The organism is Cedecea sp. (assembly GCF_036500665.1).
In the GTDB taxonomy this organism is placed as follows: domain Bacteria; phylum Pseudomonadota; class Gammaproteobacteria; order Enterobacterales; family Enterobacteriaceae; genus Cedecea.
In genome coordinates this window covers 12,457-30,452 of the sequence record NZ_DASYBS010000164.1, presented here as the reverse complement: position 1 = coordinate 30,452, position 17,996 = coordinate 12,457, and the positions used below count along the sequence as shown (strand labels likewise).

17 protein-coding genes, 2 tRNA genes and 1 pseudogene are annotated in these 17,996 nt (G+C 52.6%); 10 read left to right on the top strand and 10 right to left on the bottom strand.

All coding sequences use genetic code 11. From position 1 onward, the window contains the following. Positions 1-83: 83 nt before the first annotated feature. Positions 84-314: a fumarate hydratase FumD gene (fumD, locus tag VGM55_RS25615; protein ID WP_331637134.1), complete on the bottom strand. Its 231-nt coding sequence runs from the start codon at positions 312-314 to the stop codon at positions 84-86. A 342-nt stretch (positions 315-656) separates the two neighbouring features. Here fumD and VGM55_RS25610 point away from each other — a divergent pair, with 342 nt between their 5' ends. Next, on the top strand, positions 657-2,624 hold the full coding sequence (locus VGM55_RS25610; RefSeq protein WP_331637133.1) for an acyltransferase family protein: 1,968 nt from the start codon (positions 657-659) through the stop codon (positions 2,622-2,624). A 47-nt stretch (positions 2,625-2,671) separates the two neighbouring features. Here VGM55_RS25610 and VGM55_RS25605 read toward each other — a convergent pair whose 3' ends face one another. Together VGM55_RS25605 and VGM55_RS25600 are read right to left on the bottom strand one after the other, a co-directional pair. Beyond that, positions 2,672-2,947, bottom strand: a complete 276-nt coding sequence (locus VGM55_RS25605; protein WP_154187604.1) for a hypothetical protein — start codon at positions 2,945-2,947, stop codon at positions 2,672-2,674. 132 nt (positions 2,948-3,079) lie between these two features. Next, on the bottom strand, positions 3,080-3,277 hold the full coding sequence (locus VGM55_RS25600) for a hypothetical protein (protein WP_331637132.1): 198 nt from the start codon (positions 3,275-3,277) through the stop codon (positions 3,080-3,082). A gap of 253 nt (positions 3,278-3,530) precedes the next feature. On the opposite strand from VGM55_RS25600, the gene VGM55_RS25595 reads away from it, so the two are divergent. Further along, positions 3,531-3,764 carry a DUF7661 family protein gene (locus VGM55_RS25595; RefSeq protein ID WP_154187606.1) on the top strand — a complete coding sequence of 78 codons (234 nt, stop codon included), beginning with the start codon at positions 3,531-3,533 and terminating at the stop codon, positions 3,762-3,764. Here VGM55_RS25595 and VGM55_RS27555 read toward each other — a convergent pair. The 7 genes and pseudogenes from VGM55_RS27555 to icd form a co-directional block, all read right to left on the bottom strand. Then, positions 3,733-3,891: pseudogene (locus VGM55_RS27555) on the bottom strand (hypothetical protein); the annotation flags it as partial. The gene VGM55_RS25595 and the pseudogene VGM55_RS27555 overlap by 32 nt on opposite strands. Before the next feature lie 114 nt (positions 3,892-4,005). Further along, positions 4,006-4,080, bottom strand: a tRNA-Gly gene (locus VGM55_RS25590). Positions 4,081-4,182: 102 nt separating this feature from the next. Further along, positions 4,183-4,258, bottom strand: a tRNA-Thr gene (locus VGM55_RS25585). 196 nt (positions 4,259-4,454) lie between these two features. After that, complete coding sequence (locus VGM55_RS25580) at positions 4,455-4,859, bottom strand: phosphate-starvation-inducible protein PsiE (RefSeq protein ID WP_154187608.1); 405 nt, start codon at positions 4,857-4,859, stop codon at positions 4,455-4,457. A 105-nt stretch (positions 4,860-4,964) separates the two neighbouring features. Next, entirely contained in the window at positions 4,965-5,246 is a 282-nt protein-coding gene (locus tag VGM55_RS25575) for a hypothetical protein (protein WP_154187609.1), read from the bottom strand. Between the two features lie 205 nt (positions 5,247-5,451). Beyond that, entirely contained in the window at positions 5,452-7,941 is a 2,490-nt protein-coding gene (locus VGM55_RS25570; protein WP_154187610.1) for a PKD domain-containing protein, read from the bottom strand. Positions 7,942-8,375: 434 nt separating this feature from the next. Then, complete coding sequence (gene icd, locus VGM55_RS25565) at positions 8,376-9,626, bottom strand: NADP-dependent isocitrate dehydrogenase (RefSeq protein WP_038473518.1); 1,251 nt, start codon at positions 9,624-9,626, stop codon at positions 8,376-8,378. 107 nt (positions 9,627-9,733) lie between these two features. Here icd and rluE point away from each other — a divergent pair, with 107 nt between their 5' ends. From rluE to VGM55_RS25525, 8 genes are all read left to right on the top strand, one after another. Beyond that, positions 9,734-10,396, top strand: coding sequence for a 23S rRNA pseudouridine(2457) synthase RluE (gene rluE / locus VGM55_RS25560; protein ID WP_331637131.1), 663 nt, complete (start codon positions 9,734-9,736; stop codon positions 10,394-10,396). 9 nt (positions 10,397-10,405) lie between these two features. Beyond that, on the top strand, positions 10,406-10,867 hold the full coding sequence (locus tag VGM55_RS25555; RefSeq protein WP_331637130.1) for an NUDIX hydrolase: 462 nt from the start codon (positions 10,406-10,408) through the stop codon (positions 10,865-10,867). A gap of 53 nt (positions 10,868-10,920) precedes the next feature. Next, positions 10,921-12,030 (top strand): tRNA 2-thiouridine(34) synthase MnmA, encoded by a 1,110-nt coding sequence (mnmA, locus tag VGM55_RS25550; protein WP_331637129.1) that lies wholly within the window; start codon positions 10,921-10,923, stop codon positions 12,028-12,030. A 22-nt stretch (positions 12,031-12,052) separates the two neighbouring features. Continuing rightward, entirely contained in the window at positions 12,053-12,682 is a 630-nt protein-coding gene (gene hflD / locus VGM55_RS25545; protein ID WP_331637128.1) for a high frequency lysogenization protein HflD, read from the top strand. A 16-nt stretch (positions 12,683-12,698) separates the two neighbouring features. Beyond that, positions 12,699-14,069: an adenylosuccinate lyase gene (gene purB, locus VGM55_RS25540; protein ID WP_331637127.1), complete on the top strand. Its 1,371-nt coding sequence runs from the start codon at positions 12,699-12,701 to the stop codon at positions 14,067-14,069. 378 nt (positions 14,070-14,447) lie between these two features. Continuing rightward, positions 14,448-15,119 (top strand): two-component system response regulator PhoP, encoded by a 672-nt coding sequence (gene phoP, locus VGM55_RS25535; RefSeq protein WP_016535912.1) that lies wholly within the window; start codon positions 14,448-14,450, stop codon positions 15,117-15,119. Beyond that, positions 15,120-16,589, top strand: coding sequence for a two-component system sensor histidine kinase PhoQ (gene phoQ, locus VGM55_RS25530; RefSeq protein WP_154187617.1), 1,470 nt, complete (start codon positions 15,120-15,122; stop codon positions 16,587-16,589). It abuts the gene before it with no gap. 73 nt (positions 16,590-16,662) lie between these two features. After that, on the top strand, positions 16,663-17,784 hold the full coding sequence (locus VGM55_RS25525; protein ID WP_331637126.1) for a cupin domain-containing protein: 1,122 nt from the start codon (positions 16,663-16,665) through the stop codon (positions 17,782-17,784). Positions 17,785-17,996 lie beyond the last annotated feature (212 nt).

Genomic DNA, 17,996 nt, shown 5'->3' with positions numbered 1-17,996 from the left:
GTATCTGGCTCAGGCAGAGCCTTCAGGATAGACTTACTCATGGCGTATCACCTCTCTGTTGTTGAAATCTGTCACGAAATCAATCAGCAGGATACGCCACCCTCTTCAAATCCCCGTACACCAGAAATGAGCATAACTCCTTCGTCAGTCAGCGGGGAACGTTTGATTTTATGATTCGCCAGCATGGTTCTGACCACGCCGGCAATCACGATATGTTTGGGCTCCTGCCCTAGATCCCGCATCTCCAGCACCACCTTACCCACTACGCGGCACATCTCCTGATACAGTTCATCGTCTTTTGCTTTTTTATCCATCTCGCCCCCGGCTTATCTGTTTGATCTTACAGTAGCATTTATAGTCAAAATTTATAACCCACTGGTCAATAAGCGCCTTTGTTGTTACTCAGATTGATAATAAACCAGGATGATATCGATGAGATTTTCACCGCTGATTATGGTGACTGCGGCCACATTTCTCCCTCTCCAGCATTTGCCGTGGATGTCTCACAGATTGACGGAAAAATTCAGCTTTGGGTACGTTTAACCCCTTGCAGCAGATTTGCTTTCTTTAAAGGTTTTCAATAGATAAAATATTGTCACAACAATGACAAGAAACCTCAGATGAGGTTTTCACTAAATAGTTTTAGAGGCGGCTTGATGCGTTACCGTTCAGACATTGATGGATTGAGAGCCATTGCGGTTCTGTTTGTGCTGATTTTTCACGGAGGGCTAAACCTTTTTCCATCAGGATTTATTGGGGTAGATATTTTCTTCGTTATCTCAGGCTTTCTTATCACGTCGATCATTGCTACTGCATTAAATAATAACAAACTTTCTGTCACCGATTTTTATGTTCGGCGGCTTTGGCGTCTGCAACCCGCTCTGATTGCTGCGATCTTTTTTAGTCTGATATTTGCGACAATTTTTTACCTTCCGGAAGATTTCACCCACTATTTACGCGAGGCCAAGTACACAACACTGTTTACCTCAAATCAGTATTTTTCGCGAGCAACAACGGCTTACGCCGCGCCAGACACAGCATTCCTGCTGTTACTCCATACATGGTCGCTGTCAATTGAATGGCAATGGTATTTAGTCCTGCCTGCGGCAATGATACTCATCCATAAGTATCTTCCCTCTCGCTGGCTCAGCCCTGTTGCCATTTCTGCCACGCTGGCCATGGTCGCTTTATCTCTGTATCTGTCACAGGCATTTCCGGATAAAAGCTACTATTTTTTAAGCTCCCGGGTATTTGAGTTTTTGTTTGGCAGCAGCCTGGTCATGCTAAAATGCGAAAATCTGAAACCCAGCGATTCCCTGGCCACAGGTATTGGGCTCGCAGCCCTGGCAGCCCTATTCTACTGTGCCACCAGAACAAATATTGTCCTCGGTTATCCTGATTTTCATGCCGTTATTGTTGCCACAGCCTCGGCTGCACTTATTTTCGTTGGCTCAGTGCCTGGCGGGATTGTCACTCGTGCTCTCTCAATACCTCCTCTGGTCTTCATCGGCACGATTTCTTACTCTCTGTATTTATGGCACTGGCCGATTTTTGCAACAGGGAGGTATCTGGGCTTTGAAGAAAATGGGGTATTTACTACTGTCTGTTTCGCGCTCACTTTTTCCCTGGCGTGGCTTTCTTACCGGTTCATCGAAAAACCGTTCAGAAAGAAACGTATCCCACTGTTAAAATCCTTTATTTACCTGGCATTGCTCCCCGCACTCTTTTTCATAGTGATCAGCGCTATTTCCGAAAAACAGGATGGTTTCAGCTGGCGTTTTGGATCTCAATTTCAGCAGGTTGCATTCGCCCTCAAGCAAAACGAGTCTCGTGACAGAAAATACTGCATTGATGGCAGCAGCGAACTTGAGAATAAGGACTGTACGATCGGTGACGTAAATGCCGCTAAAAAGGCATTGCTGATTGGTGACTCACATTCAAATCATTTCTGGAGCTTCTTTGATGTACTGGGTAAAGATGCTCATATGTCAGTTTTAGCGCAGGCCACCTCCTCCTGCTTAACGTTACCAGGCGTCTACCTGTTTGACTGGTGGTACTTTAAAAATACCGTTTATCAAAAATGCCATGATGATAGTGAAAAGTACTACGAAAACATCCGGCAAGGACACTTCGATTATGTGATTATGGGTGAAGTCTGGAGTAACTACGCTGGTGACAACATCGTCAACCATCCTGACGATCCCCGTTCGCTGGAATTGTCACATCAACGTATTGAAGCGGCAATGAAGCAAGCTTTGGAGATTATTATCCAGTCTGGTGCACGGCCGGTGGTCATCAAGCAGATTTACACTATGCCGGAAAACTTCATGCGCTGCTTTTATGACGGTGTGAAGTTCAGAAAAAATTATATCTCTAACAGTTGTAACGCTAATACATGGTCAGGTGATACCAGCGAGTGGTTTCCACAGCTATTTAACCAACTACAGAAAGCGTACCCGACACTCATTATTATTGATCCGAAAGACGTTCAGTGTTCGGAGAATATATGTAAAACTGACATTAATGGCGTTCCTGTCTATCGCGACGTCGGCCATATCAATGATTTTACCTCTCATGAATTTGGCGTAGAATATTTACGACAGCATAAAAATCCCTTTGACTGAATAAACGGGAAAATGAACGAAAAAAGGCGCGTTTCAGCGCCTTTAGTTTATTCATCCCACTTGAATGTAACACCGGCACGAGCCGTACCGCTGCCACCATCGCGATCGTACTTTGAATAAGGATCGGACAGCAGCTTTTGGTCACCTTTATCAAGCTTGCCGTACATATTTTGCGGTTTCTTCTCTTCATTGCTCAGGCACACGTTCCCGTGGCAGCCTGGCTCCTCTTCCGCCTCACTCCAGACCAGCTCCGATGCAGGTTTATTCGCGGCATAAACGTGGGTGGCAAACAATACTGCGCAGATGATGAGCGTCTTACTCATAAATACTCCTTTTTATGATAATGATAATCATCTGCGATTTTAACATCATCCTGTCCAGTGACGACAATCAGTTTAAAACTGATTATTTTCGGCTGAATTAGCGATAAATAGCGTGATGTTTCCTGCCGCAGGTTACCCCAGAATCAGGACATCTACCGCCCTCTGCACCGCCATATCATCCAGACCATTGGCGTACAGAACCTTTACCATATCGGCTATCGACTCACGCGATAGCGACGCTTGCCCCACAAGCAACTGCACCACTGCCGTACCAATTACCTGCAGCATTTCGGGATTAAATTCCTCGAAGGCGCCTTTATCCATATCCATAGCCACTCCATAAATAAAATTCCCTGCCTTTTAGCCTGGCACACAGATTCCAGGACAATACTGAGATCGTTTATCTCTCGCCTTCTCTTTCTACAGGACGGCAAATAACTGATTGAAACAACGCCTCAACATTTAGCGGACTTTTTTATGTCTAAATTTTACAGCCAGGATAATGCCTGTCGAATAATCACTCGTCGATGCTGCCGGAAGCGCTTATCATTAATAAATAAGGGGAGACTACGCAGGAGAAAATATGCTGCAATTCGATGTTTTCGGCCGCCGGGTAGGCGTAAGGAGGGTCGGTGAACAATGGCTACTCTATCGCGTTGATCCTAATGAGGGGAAATATTCCCGGATTTATGATGTGCTCATCCCACCATGGTTGGCAGAAGAAGAACTTCCCGGCTGGCTCGGGGATATTTACCATGAGGCGGCAAGCGAACGGCATCCTGATGTTAAGTGTATTGATACTGACGAAAAGCGCTAAAAAACACCTTGTTCACGAGTGAAAGATGTACAGCCCCGTTTTGTGCTAATGTCGGTTCGTTCCCGAAAACGGAAATAATCCCGTTCAGCGACGTCAGTGAGTCCTGTGCCGGTTTCATTACCTGCGCAGGAGGCTTGAGCCACTAAATAGTAAAACCCGCACAGTGCGGGTTTTCGTGGTATTCGGTGTGCTTTCCAGTCGCTCCGTGGTACCCCATCTTCGCAGACTGAAAAGCGTTATCTGGAGCGGCCAGTGGGAATCGAACCCACATCATCAGCTTGGAAGGCTGAGGTAATAGCCATTATACGATGGCCGCGAAGGCGCGGGTCTGGCTCCCGCAGGCTGCGTATACGTTTTAAGTCCTTCGCGCCCGGACTATCGCGTCGGTAGGCCAACATGATGAAGGTCTACACTTGCCTGGTGCCGACTACCGGAATCGAACTGGTGACCTACTGATTACAAGTCAGTTGCTCAACCTACTGAGCTAAGTCGGCTTTAACTGGACCGCCACCGGGGCCTCGAACCTCGTACTACAACATAACGGTTGTCGCTCTTCCTGATGAGCTAGTGGCGGTTGATAATTCTGGTTGCGTTTGAAACAACAGCGGCATAGTACACAAGCGAAATTAGTGATGTAAACAACCTGGCATTCAGAAAAGTCTCGAACTAAGCAGCTAAAACTCAGTGCCCTTAGCTGTCACGGACTCTAAAGGATGCGATATACAGCGCGATAACCATTAGAAGTATTGAACCAGCATAAGCAAGTACTTCAGCCGGACCTTTATGCTCAATGATGATCAACCTGATAAGCGCAGTGATGCCGATGTGTATAAAGTATTGCAGCGGGAATTCGTAGCGAGATTTAAAATACATAATAATCAGTGCAATGAATTCAAAATAAAGAAAATAAGTAACAATCCCTTCAAGCAAAGAATGTGTGGTCACAATATTAGCTTTACTGAAAAGTAGCACCGATAAAATAAAAATCTCTTTACCAAGGAAGATAATTAATATTATTGCGAGCATAAACAATCCGGCACTACTGGTCCACTGCAAGAAACATGATATATAGCGTGAGTGTTTTAATCCGTTCATAAGCAATCCTTTGGGCATATTCCCATGAATCACGCCTATCTTAAACGGAGATAAACCTCAGGATATTTAGAGGTTGCTTTGTGGATTCCAGCGACATGGGTTTTATTATAGCACAACTTGCCCTCTTCCCGTCTGAAATCGGCCCGTGGAAGCAAGCAATGTTCGTTTCTTGCGCCAGGCAGGTTGGTCACGTTGAAAATAAAGGGTATTTGACCGGGCAAGAGTAATAACGGCTAAGGATTCTTTTGGAAACAGGTTTTGATAACTGATTTTCACATGTGAGGAAACATAACCACTGAGTAAGAATATTCTGGTGGATGTGAGTTTATCGCCTGAAAGCGATGGCGGCGGAATTGTTGAATAAGCAGGTTTGTCTTTGATTTCCACCACCGAACTCAATCATTTAAAAATCAGTAGTAAATAAAAATAATCAATGCCAGTACACGGACTTTGCTCACATAAAAATCAAGATGTTAGGTGATCGCTATTTAATCTTAGAGGGAAAAAACAGGGATTTTGTGACTTAATCATTCTGGATAGCCCAGCGATGTGCGGTTTGATCCATTCCAGACACTCACTGGGCATTCGTCGTTTACTTACATTTATCGTGCATATTGCTAGCCCCTACAGGGCGCCAGACTCCCCAGAGACCATCCGAACCCGGTGCAGTTCCCTGTATCCACCATCCATTGAGCCATTCTTTCCCCTGCCAGGAGACTTTTTCACAGGCGGCGGCATACGTTTTCGTGCTGCTCCACTCTGGTGCTCCGCCTGTTGGCTTAACCCTTTGTAATATGCTGGTTTCCTGGCTGCTCTGCGCACCGTGTGTATCGGTCACCGTCAGTTTGAAGCGGTAACTGGTTTGATTTTTCACATCCGGCAGACTCACTGAGGCAGTCAGGGTGCCAGGATTTTTAAGTGTCACCACCGGGCCTGCAGTTTGCTGCCATTGATAGCTCAACGCATCTTTATCCGGGTCATAGCTCCCTGCACCGGACAGGATCACAGTTCCAGCACCGGTGAGTTCGGCAGGCGAAGCGCTGGCTTTTGCGACCGGTGGGAGATTGTCCGGTGGTACGGGAACATCCTGCTCACCAAGCGTTAATTCAAAATCATCAAAATGAACATCAGAAGTGCTCCCTGCTTTCTTCGTCGCCTGAACCTGAAGCTCCAGCAGGGCAGCCTCTGCTGGCAGCGCAAGGGAAAGCTGATTGTTTAACCAGCGCTTGTACTCTCCCTTTGTCTGGGTTTGAGACGTTTTCAGTAATTTTCCTTTTGCATCCCTGGCAAGCAGTGTCACGGTTCCCGTGTCCCCATCCCCCCAGCCATTACTCATAAACCGTAATGCAGCGGTGGTTTTTCCTTTAGAAACGATGGCGCTATCCAGGGCAATGGTTTGACTCATCTGGTCCCGTTCGGCTTGATTGGCGGCACTATCATTGCTGCGTGCGGTAAAGAAATACTTTCCACCAGATGGTGTAATACCATCCTGGCTCGTAACCACGCGGAACTGCCCAGTCTCAAGGTGCCACCCGCTCAGGTTCCCGTTTTCAGCCCCCGAGTTTTGCAGCGAGGTCGGCCACTCATCACCCGGAATATCCCCACCTTCCGTTGTAAAGGCCTGCACACGGATAACAATGTCCTTTATGGCTGTATTTTTTGAGGCAACTGCCAGATGCCACTTGCCTGCAGCAGGTGTCGCCACCCCCAGGAAGGTATTCCAGTGTTCACGGCTTGCAAAGTCATAATCATTCTGTGACGGCCAGTTCCCTTCGCTGATATACAGGGAAAACTTGCTGGATTCTTCATGATTTGCTCCAGGCACAGCGCTGACGACTAAACGGCGTGTATTTTTAGGCACATCCAGTTCAATGCGCTGTAGATAGCCATTCGCTGAACTGAGCGACACCGCCTGCTGTTTGAGAAGATGGGCATCTTCGTGTTCAAACGGGACGACAGCAGGATTGTAGGCAGATATTTTTTCCGCATTGGCACGCCATACCCGTGCCATATTGGCCTGCCCCTGCTTGCCGATGGCTAATCCGTAATTATCATGCAGGTCAGGGTTGGAGTAATATCCGATATCATTACCACACTGGATAGTTTTGGTTTTGCCGTTATCCCACCCATAAGCATCATCATTACCAGGAGAGCAGTGTCCGCCACCAACATTGTGCCCTACCTCATGTCTCAGGGAGGTTGAGGCGTAAAGGGCATTGACGGTATAACGACCATTGACATATCCCCAACCAATCGCCGTATCATTGCCATTACCTTCAAAAAAACCGGCAATCAAATCAGGGCTATATTGCTTGATCCCTGACTGAAAGAGAGTGCTAAGGCTCGACAGCGTATCCGTTGTAATAGCACGATCCTGGTCTATAATTTGGGTGCCAACCAGTCTCACCCTCACCTTTTCTACTCTGGAATTTTTTAGTGCCTGGTTAATCGTGGTCACCTGTGCAATCGCGAAAGCTTCGTGATCGACAATGGTTTTTGCCGCCGCTTTTGAGAATCCGGCCAGAATATCAATGACGATATTACCTTGCGCATCCCTGTCAGCCTGGTAGGTGCTGGCACCTTCCCGAGTGAGTTGCTGCTGCGCCATTTCCTTCAGAGTAGGCATCAGGTAATCCGTCTCTTTAAAAGTCGGTTTGCTAAAAGTCACCCGCGTCTGCTCACCTGTGGCATCACCGTAAACCAGCTGGTGCAGGTTAGGATATAGAGCCAGGAAACGGTTATCGCCTCGTAATACAAGAATGAGGTCATCGCGATCGTTTGAAGACTTGGTCAGCGAAGGCATCTGACCTGTATAAACCACTGCATCCCTGTAATGGTCCGCCTGTTGTAGGTGAGTAGAGAGGCCGCCCGAGCTCACAGAAAGTTTTTGCACGCTTCGTGCATTGCCTGCCGGCACTGGCAGTGTCAGGAAAGTACCTGTTTCAACAACTTGCGTAGCATGAGCAGATGCGTTGGGGAGTGATGGTAATGCATTTGGAATATCCCTGTCAGTGGCGTGCGAGACCTGAAAGGATGCAGCAACCGCAAGGGCAAGCAGGGTAAATTTGTTACACTTCTTCATAATCCATTCCTAAATATAACTAAATGTAAATATTCCCTTTTATCTCTGCAAAAATAGGGGACGACAGGAACAACTGAAATAGGAATAGGGAAGGATGAGATTAAGAACCCTGAAGTTTTCCAACGGAAAATACTGCATGAGCAATTTGCAGACAAAAGCTTCCTGTTACGTCATTGTGCATACTGCTGGTCGTACTCAAGAATGAATGGCACGCAACCTACACTGCTGAGCTGCTTATAATATTATTGGTGTTATCCACTTCCGCTGCTGGCACAACGCAGACCGTATGTGCAGTGAGTATGGAGGATTCAATGCGGGCAGTTATGGGGCTTTTAGGTTAGGGGTTTTGATAACTTATTTTGATAACCGTTCGAAAACTAATAATAAAAACGGGAACCCTAAGGCTCCCGTTGTCACATCACCAGCGGCGCTGATTACATGTGTTTAATGATAGCGTCGCCAAACTCTGAGCATTTCAGCAGCTTAGCGCCATCCATCAGACGTTCGAAGTCATAAGTTACGGTCTTAGCATCGATAGCGCCTTCCATGCCTTTAACGATCAGGTCAGCCGCTTCGAACCATTCCATATGACGCAGCATCATCTCTGCGGACAGGATGATGGAGCCTGGGTTCACTTTGTCCTGGCCTGCATATTTAGGTGCAGTACCGTGCGTGGCTTCGAACAGCGCGCACTCGTCACCGATGTTTGCGCCCGGTGCGATACCGATGCCACCAACCTGTGCCGCCAGGGCATCAGAAATGTAGTCCCCGTTGAGGTTCATACAGGCGATAACGTCGTATTCAGCAGGACGCAGCAGGATTTGCTGCAAGAACGCATCGGCGATCACGTCTTTCACCACGATCTCTTTGCCGGTGTTCGGGTTCTTGATTTTCACCCACGGGCCGCCGTCGATAAGCTCCCCGCCGAACTCTTCGCGAGCCAGCTGGTAGCCCCAGTCTTTGAACGCGCCTTCGGTGAACTTCATGATGTTGCCTTTGTGCACCAGGGTCACGGAATCACGGTCGTTGGTGATTGCGTATTCGATGGCCGCACGCACCAGGCGTTTGGTGCCTTCTTCGGAGCAAGGCTTGATGCCGATGCCGCAGTGCTCAGGGAAACGAATTTTCGTCACGCCCATTTCATCACGCAGGAACTTAATCACTTTGTCCGCTTCGGCGCTGTCTGCTTTCCACTCGATACCCGCATAGATATCTTCGGAGTTCTCACGGAAGATAACCATATCGGTCAGCTCAGGCTGCTTAACCGGGCTTGGGGTGCCCTGGTAATAACGTACCGGGCGCAGGCAAACGTACAGGTCAAGCTGCTGACGCAGGGCAACGTTCAGGGAGCGAATACCGCCGCCGACTGGGGTCGTCAGTGGGCCTTTGATGGCCACGCGATAGTCGCGAATCAGGTCCAGCGTTTCTTCTGGCAGCCAGACGTCCTGGCCATAAACTTGGGTAGATTTTTCGCCGGTGTAGATTTCCATCCAGGAAATTTTCCGCTCGCCGTTATAGGCTTTTGCCACGGCAGCATCCACCACTTTAATCATGGCAGGGGTCACGTCCACACCGATACCGTCCCCTTCAATGAATGGGATCACCGGGTTGTGAGGAACGTTGATTTTGCCATTTTGCAGGGTGATCTTTTTACCTTCCGCCGGAACGACTACTTTGCTTTCCATTCACCTCTCCTTCGAGCGCTTCTGGTTTTTTGTTAATGATTTGTAATTTGCGGGCTCATACTACTGCAATATCGGGCTCGCGCCAATCACTCATGTTTTCCGTTATAATGCGTCAATCCACCCGCGCTGAAAACACTATGAACAAAACTTCTTTTAGGAATCACCAAGTTAAACGATTCAGCAGCCAACAAGCCGCCAGGCGCAAGAAGCCTGACGGGCCAAAGAAGCTGGTTATCTTCAATAAGCCGTACGATGTGCTGCCGCAGTTTACCGACGAAGCCGGGCGCAGCACGCTGAAGGATTACATTCCTTTACAAGGTATCTACGCCGCGGGCCGTCTCGACCGGGACAGCGAAGGGCTGCTGGTGCTCACCAACGACGGGGCGCTGCAGGCAAAACTGACCCAGCCCGGCAAACGCACCGGCAAAATTTATTACGTGCAGGTTGAAGGCGAGCCAACGGAAGAGGCGCTGGCAGCCCTGCGTAGCGGCGTAACGCTGAACGACGGCCCCACGCTTGCGGCAGGTGCCGAACGGGTTGCCGAACCCGAGTGGCTGTGGCCGCGTAACCCGCCGATTCGCGAACGCAAGGCGATTCCCACCAGCTGGCTGAAAATCACGCTTTACGAAGGCCGCAACCGCCAGGTTCGCCGCATGACCGCGCACGTAGGCTACCCTACCCTGCGCCTGATCCGGTATGCGATGGGCGACTACACGCTGGAAGGCCTGGCCAACGGCGAGTGGCGCGAAGTCCCGTTAACCCCCTTATAAGGAGAAGCGATGTTTAAGCCGCACGTCACCGTGGCCTGCGTTGTCCAGGCCGAAGGCAAGTTTTTAGTCGTCGAAGAAACCATTCAGGGTAAAGCGCTCTGGAACCAGCCCGCCGGGCACCTCGAAGCCGACGAAACGCTGCTTCAGGCCGCGAAGCGCGAGCTGTGGGAAGAGACCGGCATTAGCGCCGAGCCGCAAAGTTTTATCCGCATGCACCAGTGGATCGCCCCGGACAACACACCTTTCCTGCGCTTTCTGTTTGCTATCGACCTGGACAAACAGCTGCCGACCACGCCGCACGACAGCGATATTGACCGCTGCCTGTGGCTCAATGCCGAAACCATTATAAATGCATCCAATCTGCGCTCGCCCCTGGTGGCGGAAAGCATTCGCTGTTACCAACAGGAGCCGCGTTATCCCCTGTCGATGCTGGGGGCTTTTAACTGGCCGTTTACAGAGGGTGTCAAGTAGCAGGCTGCGTGATAGAATACGCCGCTTTGAAGTTCAATGTCGTGAGTCTCTCCATGTCTGATAACAGCCAGAAAAAAGTGATCGTCGGGATGTCCGGCGGCGTCGATTCCTCCGTTTCCGCTTACCTGCTGATGCAGCAGGGCTATAAGGTGGAAGGCCTGTTCATGAAGAACTGGGAAGAAGACGATGGCGAGGAGTACTGCACCGCAGCGGAAGATTTAGCCGATGCGCAGGCCGTTTGCGACAAGCTGGGCATTGAACTGCACACCGTTAACTTTGCCGCAGAGTACTGGGACAACGTGTTCGAACTGTTCCTCGAAGAGTACAAAGCCGGGCGTACGCCAAACCCGGATATTCTCTGCAACAAAGAGATCAAATTTAAAGCCTTCCTCGAATTCGCCGCCGAAGATTTAGGTGCCGACTACATCGCCACCGGCCACTACGTGCGCCGTGCTGACGTGAACGGTAAAAGCCAGCTGCTGCGCGGCCTGGACGGCAACAAAGACCAGAGCTACTTCCTTTATACGCTGAGCCACGAACAGATCGCCCAAAGCCTGTTCCCGGTCGGCGAGCTATCCAAGCCAGAAGTGCGCCGCATTGCCGAAGAGCTGGATCTGGTCACCGCGAAGAAAAAAGATTCCACCGGCATCTGTTTCATCGGTGAACGCAAGTTCCGCGACTTCCTGGGCCGCTACCTGCCTGCACAGCCTGGCAAAATTCTGACCGTAGACGGCGAAAGCATAGGCGAGCACCAGGGGCTGATGTATCACACCCTCGGCCAGCGTAAAGGCCTCGGCATCGGCGGCACCAAAGAAGGGTCTGAAGATCCGTGGTACGTGGTGGATAAAGACGTCGCCAACAATATTCTTATCGTCGCACAGGGCCATGACCATCCGCGCCTGATGTCCGTTGGGCTGATTGCCCAACAGCTGCATTGGGTGGACAGAGAGCCGCTAACCGCGCCGCTGAGCTGTACGGTGAAAACCCGCTACCGCCAGACGGATATCCCCTGCACGATTACCCCGCTGGACGACGAGCGCATAGAAGTGCGCTTTGAAGAGCCGGTGGCTGCCGTTACCCCAGGCCAGTCCGCGGTGTTCTACCTCGGCGAAGTGTGCCTCGGCGGCGGCATTATTGAGCAGCGTTTGCCGCTCGTCAGTTAATTACACACAAGGACGCAGCCCGGTGGCTAAAAACTACTACGACATTACTCTCGCGCTGGCCGGCATTTGCCAGTCAGCCCGTCTGGTGCAGCAGTTAGCCCATCAGGGTCATTGCGACAGCGACGCGCTTCACGTCTCGCTCAACAGCGTGATTGACCAGAATCCTGGCTCAACCCTGGACGTTTTTGGCGGCAGCGAAGCTAATCTTAAGCTTGGGCTTGAAACCCTGCTTGGCGTGCTGAACGCCAGCAGCCGTCAGGGCCTGAACGCCGAGCTGACGCGCTATACGCTTAGCCTGATGGTGCTGGAGCGCAAACTCCACGCCGCCAAAGGTGCGATGGACACGCTCGGCAACAAAATTAGCGGCCTGCAGCGCCAGCTGGAACACTTCGATCTCGAGTCCGACACGCTGTTAAGCGCTATGGCCGGGATCTACGTCGATGTCATCAGCCCGCTTGGCCCGCGTATTCAGGTCACCGGCTCCCCTGCCGTGCTGCAAAGCCCGCAGGTGCAGAGCAAAGTGCGTGCCGCGCTGCTGGCCGGTATTCGTGCCGCCGTGCTGTGGCACCAGGTTGGCGGTGGCCGCCTGCAGTTAATGTTTTCCCGTAGTCGCCTGACCACTCAGGCCAAACAAATTCTCGCTCATTGTTAACCTCTCAGGAGTTGTTATGGAATTATCCTCACTGACCGCCGTTTCCCCCGTTGACGGGCGCTACGGCGACAAAGTCAGCGCTCTGCGCGCTATTTTCAGCGAATTCGGTCTGCTGAAATTCCGCGTACAGGTCGAAGTACGTTGGCTGCAAAAGCTGGCCGCGCACGCAGCGATCAAGGAAGTTCCTGCTTTTGATGCGGACGCAAACGGTTACCTTGATAAAATCGTGGCGGAGTTCAGCGAGGCTGACGCCGCGCGCATCAAAACCATCGAGCGCACCACCAACCACGACGTGAAGGCGGTGGAATACTTCCTGAAAGAGAAAGTGGAAGCGATCCCTGCCCTGCACGCGGTGTCCGAGTTTATTCACTTCGCCTGTACTTCCGAAGACATTAACAACCTGTCCCACGCGCTGATGCTGGAAACCGCACGCAAAGAAGTCGTGCTGCCGTACTGGCGTAAAATCATCATTGCTGTGAAAGATCTTGCCGTCCAGTACCGCGACATTCCGCTGCTGTCCCGTACCCACGGCCAGCCTGCGACGCCGTCCACCATGGGTAAAGAGATGGCGAACGTCGCTTACCGCATGGAGCGCCAGTTCCGCCAGCTCGGCAACGTTGAAATCCTCGGTAAAATCAACGGCGCGGTCGGCAACTATAACGCCCACATCGCCGCTTACCCGGAAGTGGACTGGCACCAGTTCAGCGAAGAATTCGTGACGTCCCTGGGCATTCAGTGGAACCCGTACACCACCCAGATCGAACCGCACGACTATATCGCCGAGCTGTTTGACTGCATCGCGCGCTTCAACACCATCCTGATCGACTTCGACCGCGACGTGTGGGGCTACGTGGCCCTTAACCACTTCAAGCAGAAGACCGTCGCCGGTGAAATTGGCTCCTCCACCATGCCGCACAAGGTGAACCCGATTGACTTCGAAAACTCCGAAGGCAACCTCGGTCTGTCTAACGCCCTGCTGCAACACCTGGCGAGCAAACTGCCGGTGTCCCGCTGGCAGCGCGACCTGACCGACTCCACCGTGCTGCGTAACCTGGGCGTGGGTATCGGCTACGCGCTGATTGCCTACCAGTCCACCCTGAAGGGCGTGAGCAAGCTGGAAGTAAACCGCGACCGCCTGCTGGACGAGCTGGATCACAACTGGGAAGTGCTGGCTGAGCCTATCCAGACCGTGATGCGTCGCTACGGCATCGAAAAACCGTACGAGAAGCTGAAAGAGCTGACCCGCGGCAAACGCGTTGACGCCGAAGGCATGAAGCAGTTCATCGACAGTCTCGAGCTGCCGGAAGAAGAGAAAACTCGCCTGAAGGCCATGACGCCAGCCAACTACATTGGCCGCGCCATCACCATGGTTGACGAGCTGAAGTAATGAAAACGGCCCTCTTCGGAGGGCTTGAGGTTGCTGACAAAGAGGGAAAAAACGTGGTTTTTCCCTCTTTGTGGTTATCAGCCGAAAATCAATAAATTGATTTTCCTGTTTTCTTTAACAAGCCGTCTGGTACTTCTTCTCTCGCCAGAGGCTTTTCAGCAGTCTAAGGCCCTCTTCGGAGGGCTTTTTTTTGCCTTCCGTTTGCCCCTCACCCCGGCTCTCTCCCTCCGGGAGAGGGTTAGGGTGAGGGGCTCCAGCCGTATTAGCTTGTTGACTCAGCGTTAATCTCCATAAGGGCATTGTTTATACGAGGTTTATTCCCTGTCATTAATAATTAGCGCTAAACTATCAATACTATGAATGGATTGAGGAAATACAATGCGCGTACTGGTCGTGGAAGATAATGCCCTGCTGCGTCATCACCTGAAGGTACAGCTGCGTGAAGCAGGCCACCAGGTGGATGCGGCCGAGGATGCCAAAGAGGCAGACTATTTCCTTAATGAACATACACCGGACATTGCGATTGTTGACTTAGGGCTGCCGGACGAAGACGGCATGAGCCTGATCCGCCGCTGGCGTAGCCATGACGTCACCATCCCGATACTGGTGCTGACCGCCCGCGAAGGCTGGCAGGATAAAGTTGAAGTCCTGGGTGCCGGGGCCGACGACTACGTCACCAAACCGTTCCACCTTGAAGAAGTTGTCGCCCGCATGCAGGCATTGATGCGCCGTAACAGCGGCCTGGCCTCGCAGGTGATTTCCCTGCCGCCGTTCCAGGTCGATTTGTCCCGCCGCGAACTGTCGATTAACGACAACCTGATCAAGCTCACGGCGTTTGAATACACCATCATGGAAACCATCATCCGCAACGCCGGGAAAGTGGTGAGCAAAGATTCCCTGATGCTGCAGCTCTACCCGGACGCCGAGCTGCGCGAGAGCCACACCATCGACGTGCTGATGGGCCGTTTACGTAAAAAAATTCAGGCCGAGTACCCGCAAGAGGTGATTACCACCGTGCGCGGCCAGGGCTACCGATTCGATCTCCACTAAATGCTGAAAATCTTTCGTCACATTCTGCCCCTCTCGCTGCGGGTTCGCTTCTTACTGGCTACCGCAGCGGTCGTGATGGTGCTGTCCCTGGCCTATGGCCTGGTGGCGCTGGTTGGCTACAGCGTCAGCTTCGACAAAACGACCTTCCGCCTGCTGCGCGGGGAAAGCAACCTGTTCTATACGCTTTCCAGCTGGAAGGACGGCAAACTGCAGGTGGATTTGCCCGACAACATCAGCATACAAAGCCCGACCATGGCGCTGATTTACGACGAGCACGGCAAGCTGCTGTGGATGCAGCGTAACGTCCCGGACGTGGTGCAGCAGATCCAAAAAGAGTGGCTGACCGGCAACGGCTTCCACGAGCTGGAGGCCGACTACGCCACCAGTAGCGCCCTGCTGGACAACGACAAAGACCGCCTCGCCCAGCTGAAAGATATGCACGACGACGAGAGCGACGACGGCTACGAGATGACCCACTCGGTGGCGGTGAACCTCTACCCGGCCACCGCCCGTATGCCTGCCCTGACCGTGGTGGTTGTGGATACCATTCCTATCGAGCTTAAACGCTCCTATATGGTCTGGAGCTGGTTTATTTACGTCCTGCTTGCCAACCTGTTACTGGTGGTGCCGCTGCTGTGGCTTGCCGCCTGGTGGAGCCTGCGCCCTATTCAGGAGCTGGCCCAGGAAGTGCGCGAGCTGGAAAAACACGACCGCGACAGCCTGAACCCGGAAACCACCCGCGAGCTGACAAGCCTGGTGCGCAACCTGAACCAGCTGCTGCGCACCGAGCGCGACCGACACGACAAGTACCGCACCACGCTGACGGACTTAACCCACAGCCTGAAAACGCCGCTCGCCGTGCTGCAGTCGACCCTGCGTTCGCTGCGCACCGACAAGATGAACGTCGAACAGGCCGAGCCGGTGATGCTGGAGCAGATCAGCCGCATCTCGCAGCAGATTGGTTACTACCTGCATCGCGCCAGCATGCGTGGCAACAGCGCGCTGCTGAGCCGGGAGCTGCATTCCGTGGCGCCGCTGCTGGACAACCTGTGTTCGGCGCTGAACAAGGTTTACCAGCGTAAAGGCGTGAACATCACGCTGGACGTGTCGCCGGAAATTACCTTCATCGGTGAGAAAAACGACTTTATGGAAGTGATGGGCAACGTGCTGGATAACGCCTGTAAATACTGCCTTGAGTTCGTGGAGATCACCGCCCGCCAGACCGACGACACGCTGCACCTGATTGTGGACGACGACGGCCCGGGCATACCGGAAAGCAAACGCGCGATGGTCTTTGACCGAGGCCAGCGGGCCGATACGCTGCGCCCCGGCCAGGGCGTGGGGCTGTCGGTTGCCAGAGAGATTGTCGAGCAGTACGACGGCGAGATCCAGACAAGTGCCAGTATTCTGGGCGGAGCGCGCATGGAAGTGATTTTCGCCCGCCAGCAGCCGGAACAGGATGAAGGGTGAAATAGTCCCGTAACCCGGCTCGCCATCCGTTATAATCCGTGTCAGGCTCCTCCATCTGCAGGAAGACAATAATATGGATTATCACCTGGATTTAAACTGGCCCGACTTTATTGCACGCTACTGGCAAAAACGCCCCGTGGTGCTGAAGCGCGGCTTTAAAAACTTCATCGACCCTATTTCACCGGATGAGCTTGCCGGTCTTGCCATGGAAAACGAGGTGGACAGCCGCCTCGTCAGCCATCAGGGCGGTAAATGGCAGGTCAGCCACGGCCCGTTCCAGAGCTACGATCACCTCGGCGAAAACAACTGGTCGCTGCTGGTGCAGGCCGTGAACAACTGGCATGAACCGTCCAGCGCCCTGATGCGCCCCTTCCGCGCCCTGCCCGACTGGCGCATTGACGACCTGATGATCTCCTTCTCTGTGCCAGGCGGCGGCGTTGGCCCGCACCTTGACCAGTATGACGTGTTTATTATTCAGGGCGTGGGCCGCCGCCGCTGGCGCGTGGGCGAAAAAGTCGCCATGAAACAGCATTGCCCGCACCCGGACCTGCTCCAGGTTGAGCCGTTCGACGCCATCATCGATGAAGAGATGGAGCCGGGCGACATTCTGTATATTCCACCTGGCTTCCCGCACGAAGGCTACTCGCTGGAAAACGCGCTGAACTACTCCGTGGGCTTCCGCGCGCCAAGCGGCCGCGAGCTTATCAGCGGCTTTGCCGACTACGTGCTGCAGCGCGAGCTGGGCGGCCTGCGTTATACCGACCCGGACGTGCCTGAGCGCCAGCATCCGGCGGATATTCTGCCGCAGGAAGTCGACAAGCTGCGCGGCATGATGCTGGACATCGTTAACCAGCCGGAGACCTTTAACAGCTGGTTTGGCGAGTTTATTACCCAGTCCCGCCACGAGCTGGACGTCGCCCCGCCGGAGCCGCCTTACCAGCCGGATGAAATTTACGACGCGCTGCAACAGGGCGACACGCTGGTGCGCCTGGGCGGCCTGCGCGTGCTGCGCGTTGCCGGGGAGGTGTACGTGAACGGCGAGAAGCTGGACAGCCCGCACCGCCCGGCGGTGGAAGCCCTGGCAAGCCACATCAAGCTGGACGCTGAGAAGTTTGGCGACGCGCTGGACGATCCTTCCTTCCTCGCTACCCTGAGCGCGCTGGTGAACAGCGGCTACTGGTTCTTCGAAGACTAACGCCCTGCCCCGCCTTCACCGTTTTTATCACGGCGAAGGCGGGGTCATTCGTCGCAGCCAGTAACAAGTCGTCGATACACCCATTCTCAATTCTCCTGCGTTAGCCCCTCCGACTCTTTCTTTGCAAAACGGCCAGCCCCCTCTTACCGCCGAGGATAAAAAATGGCAATCTGATCGCCGCCTGACCATACTTGAAAAATATTAATAGGGAC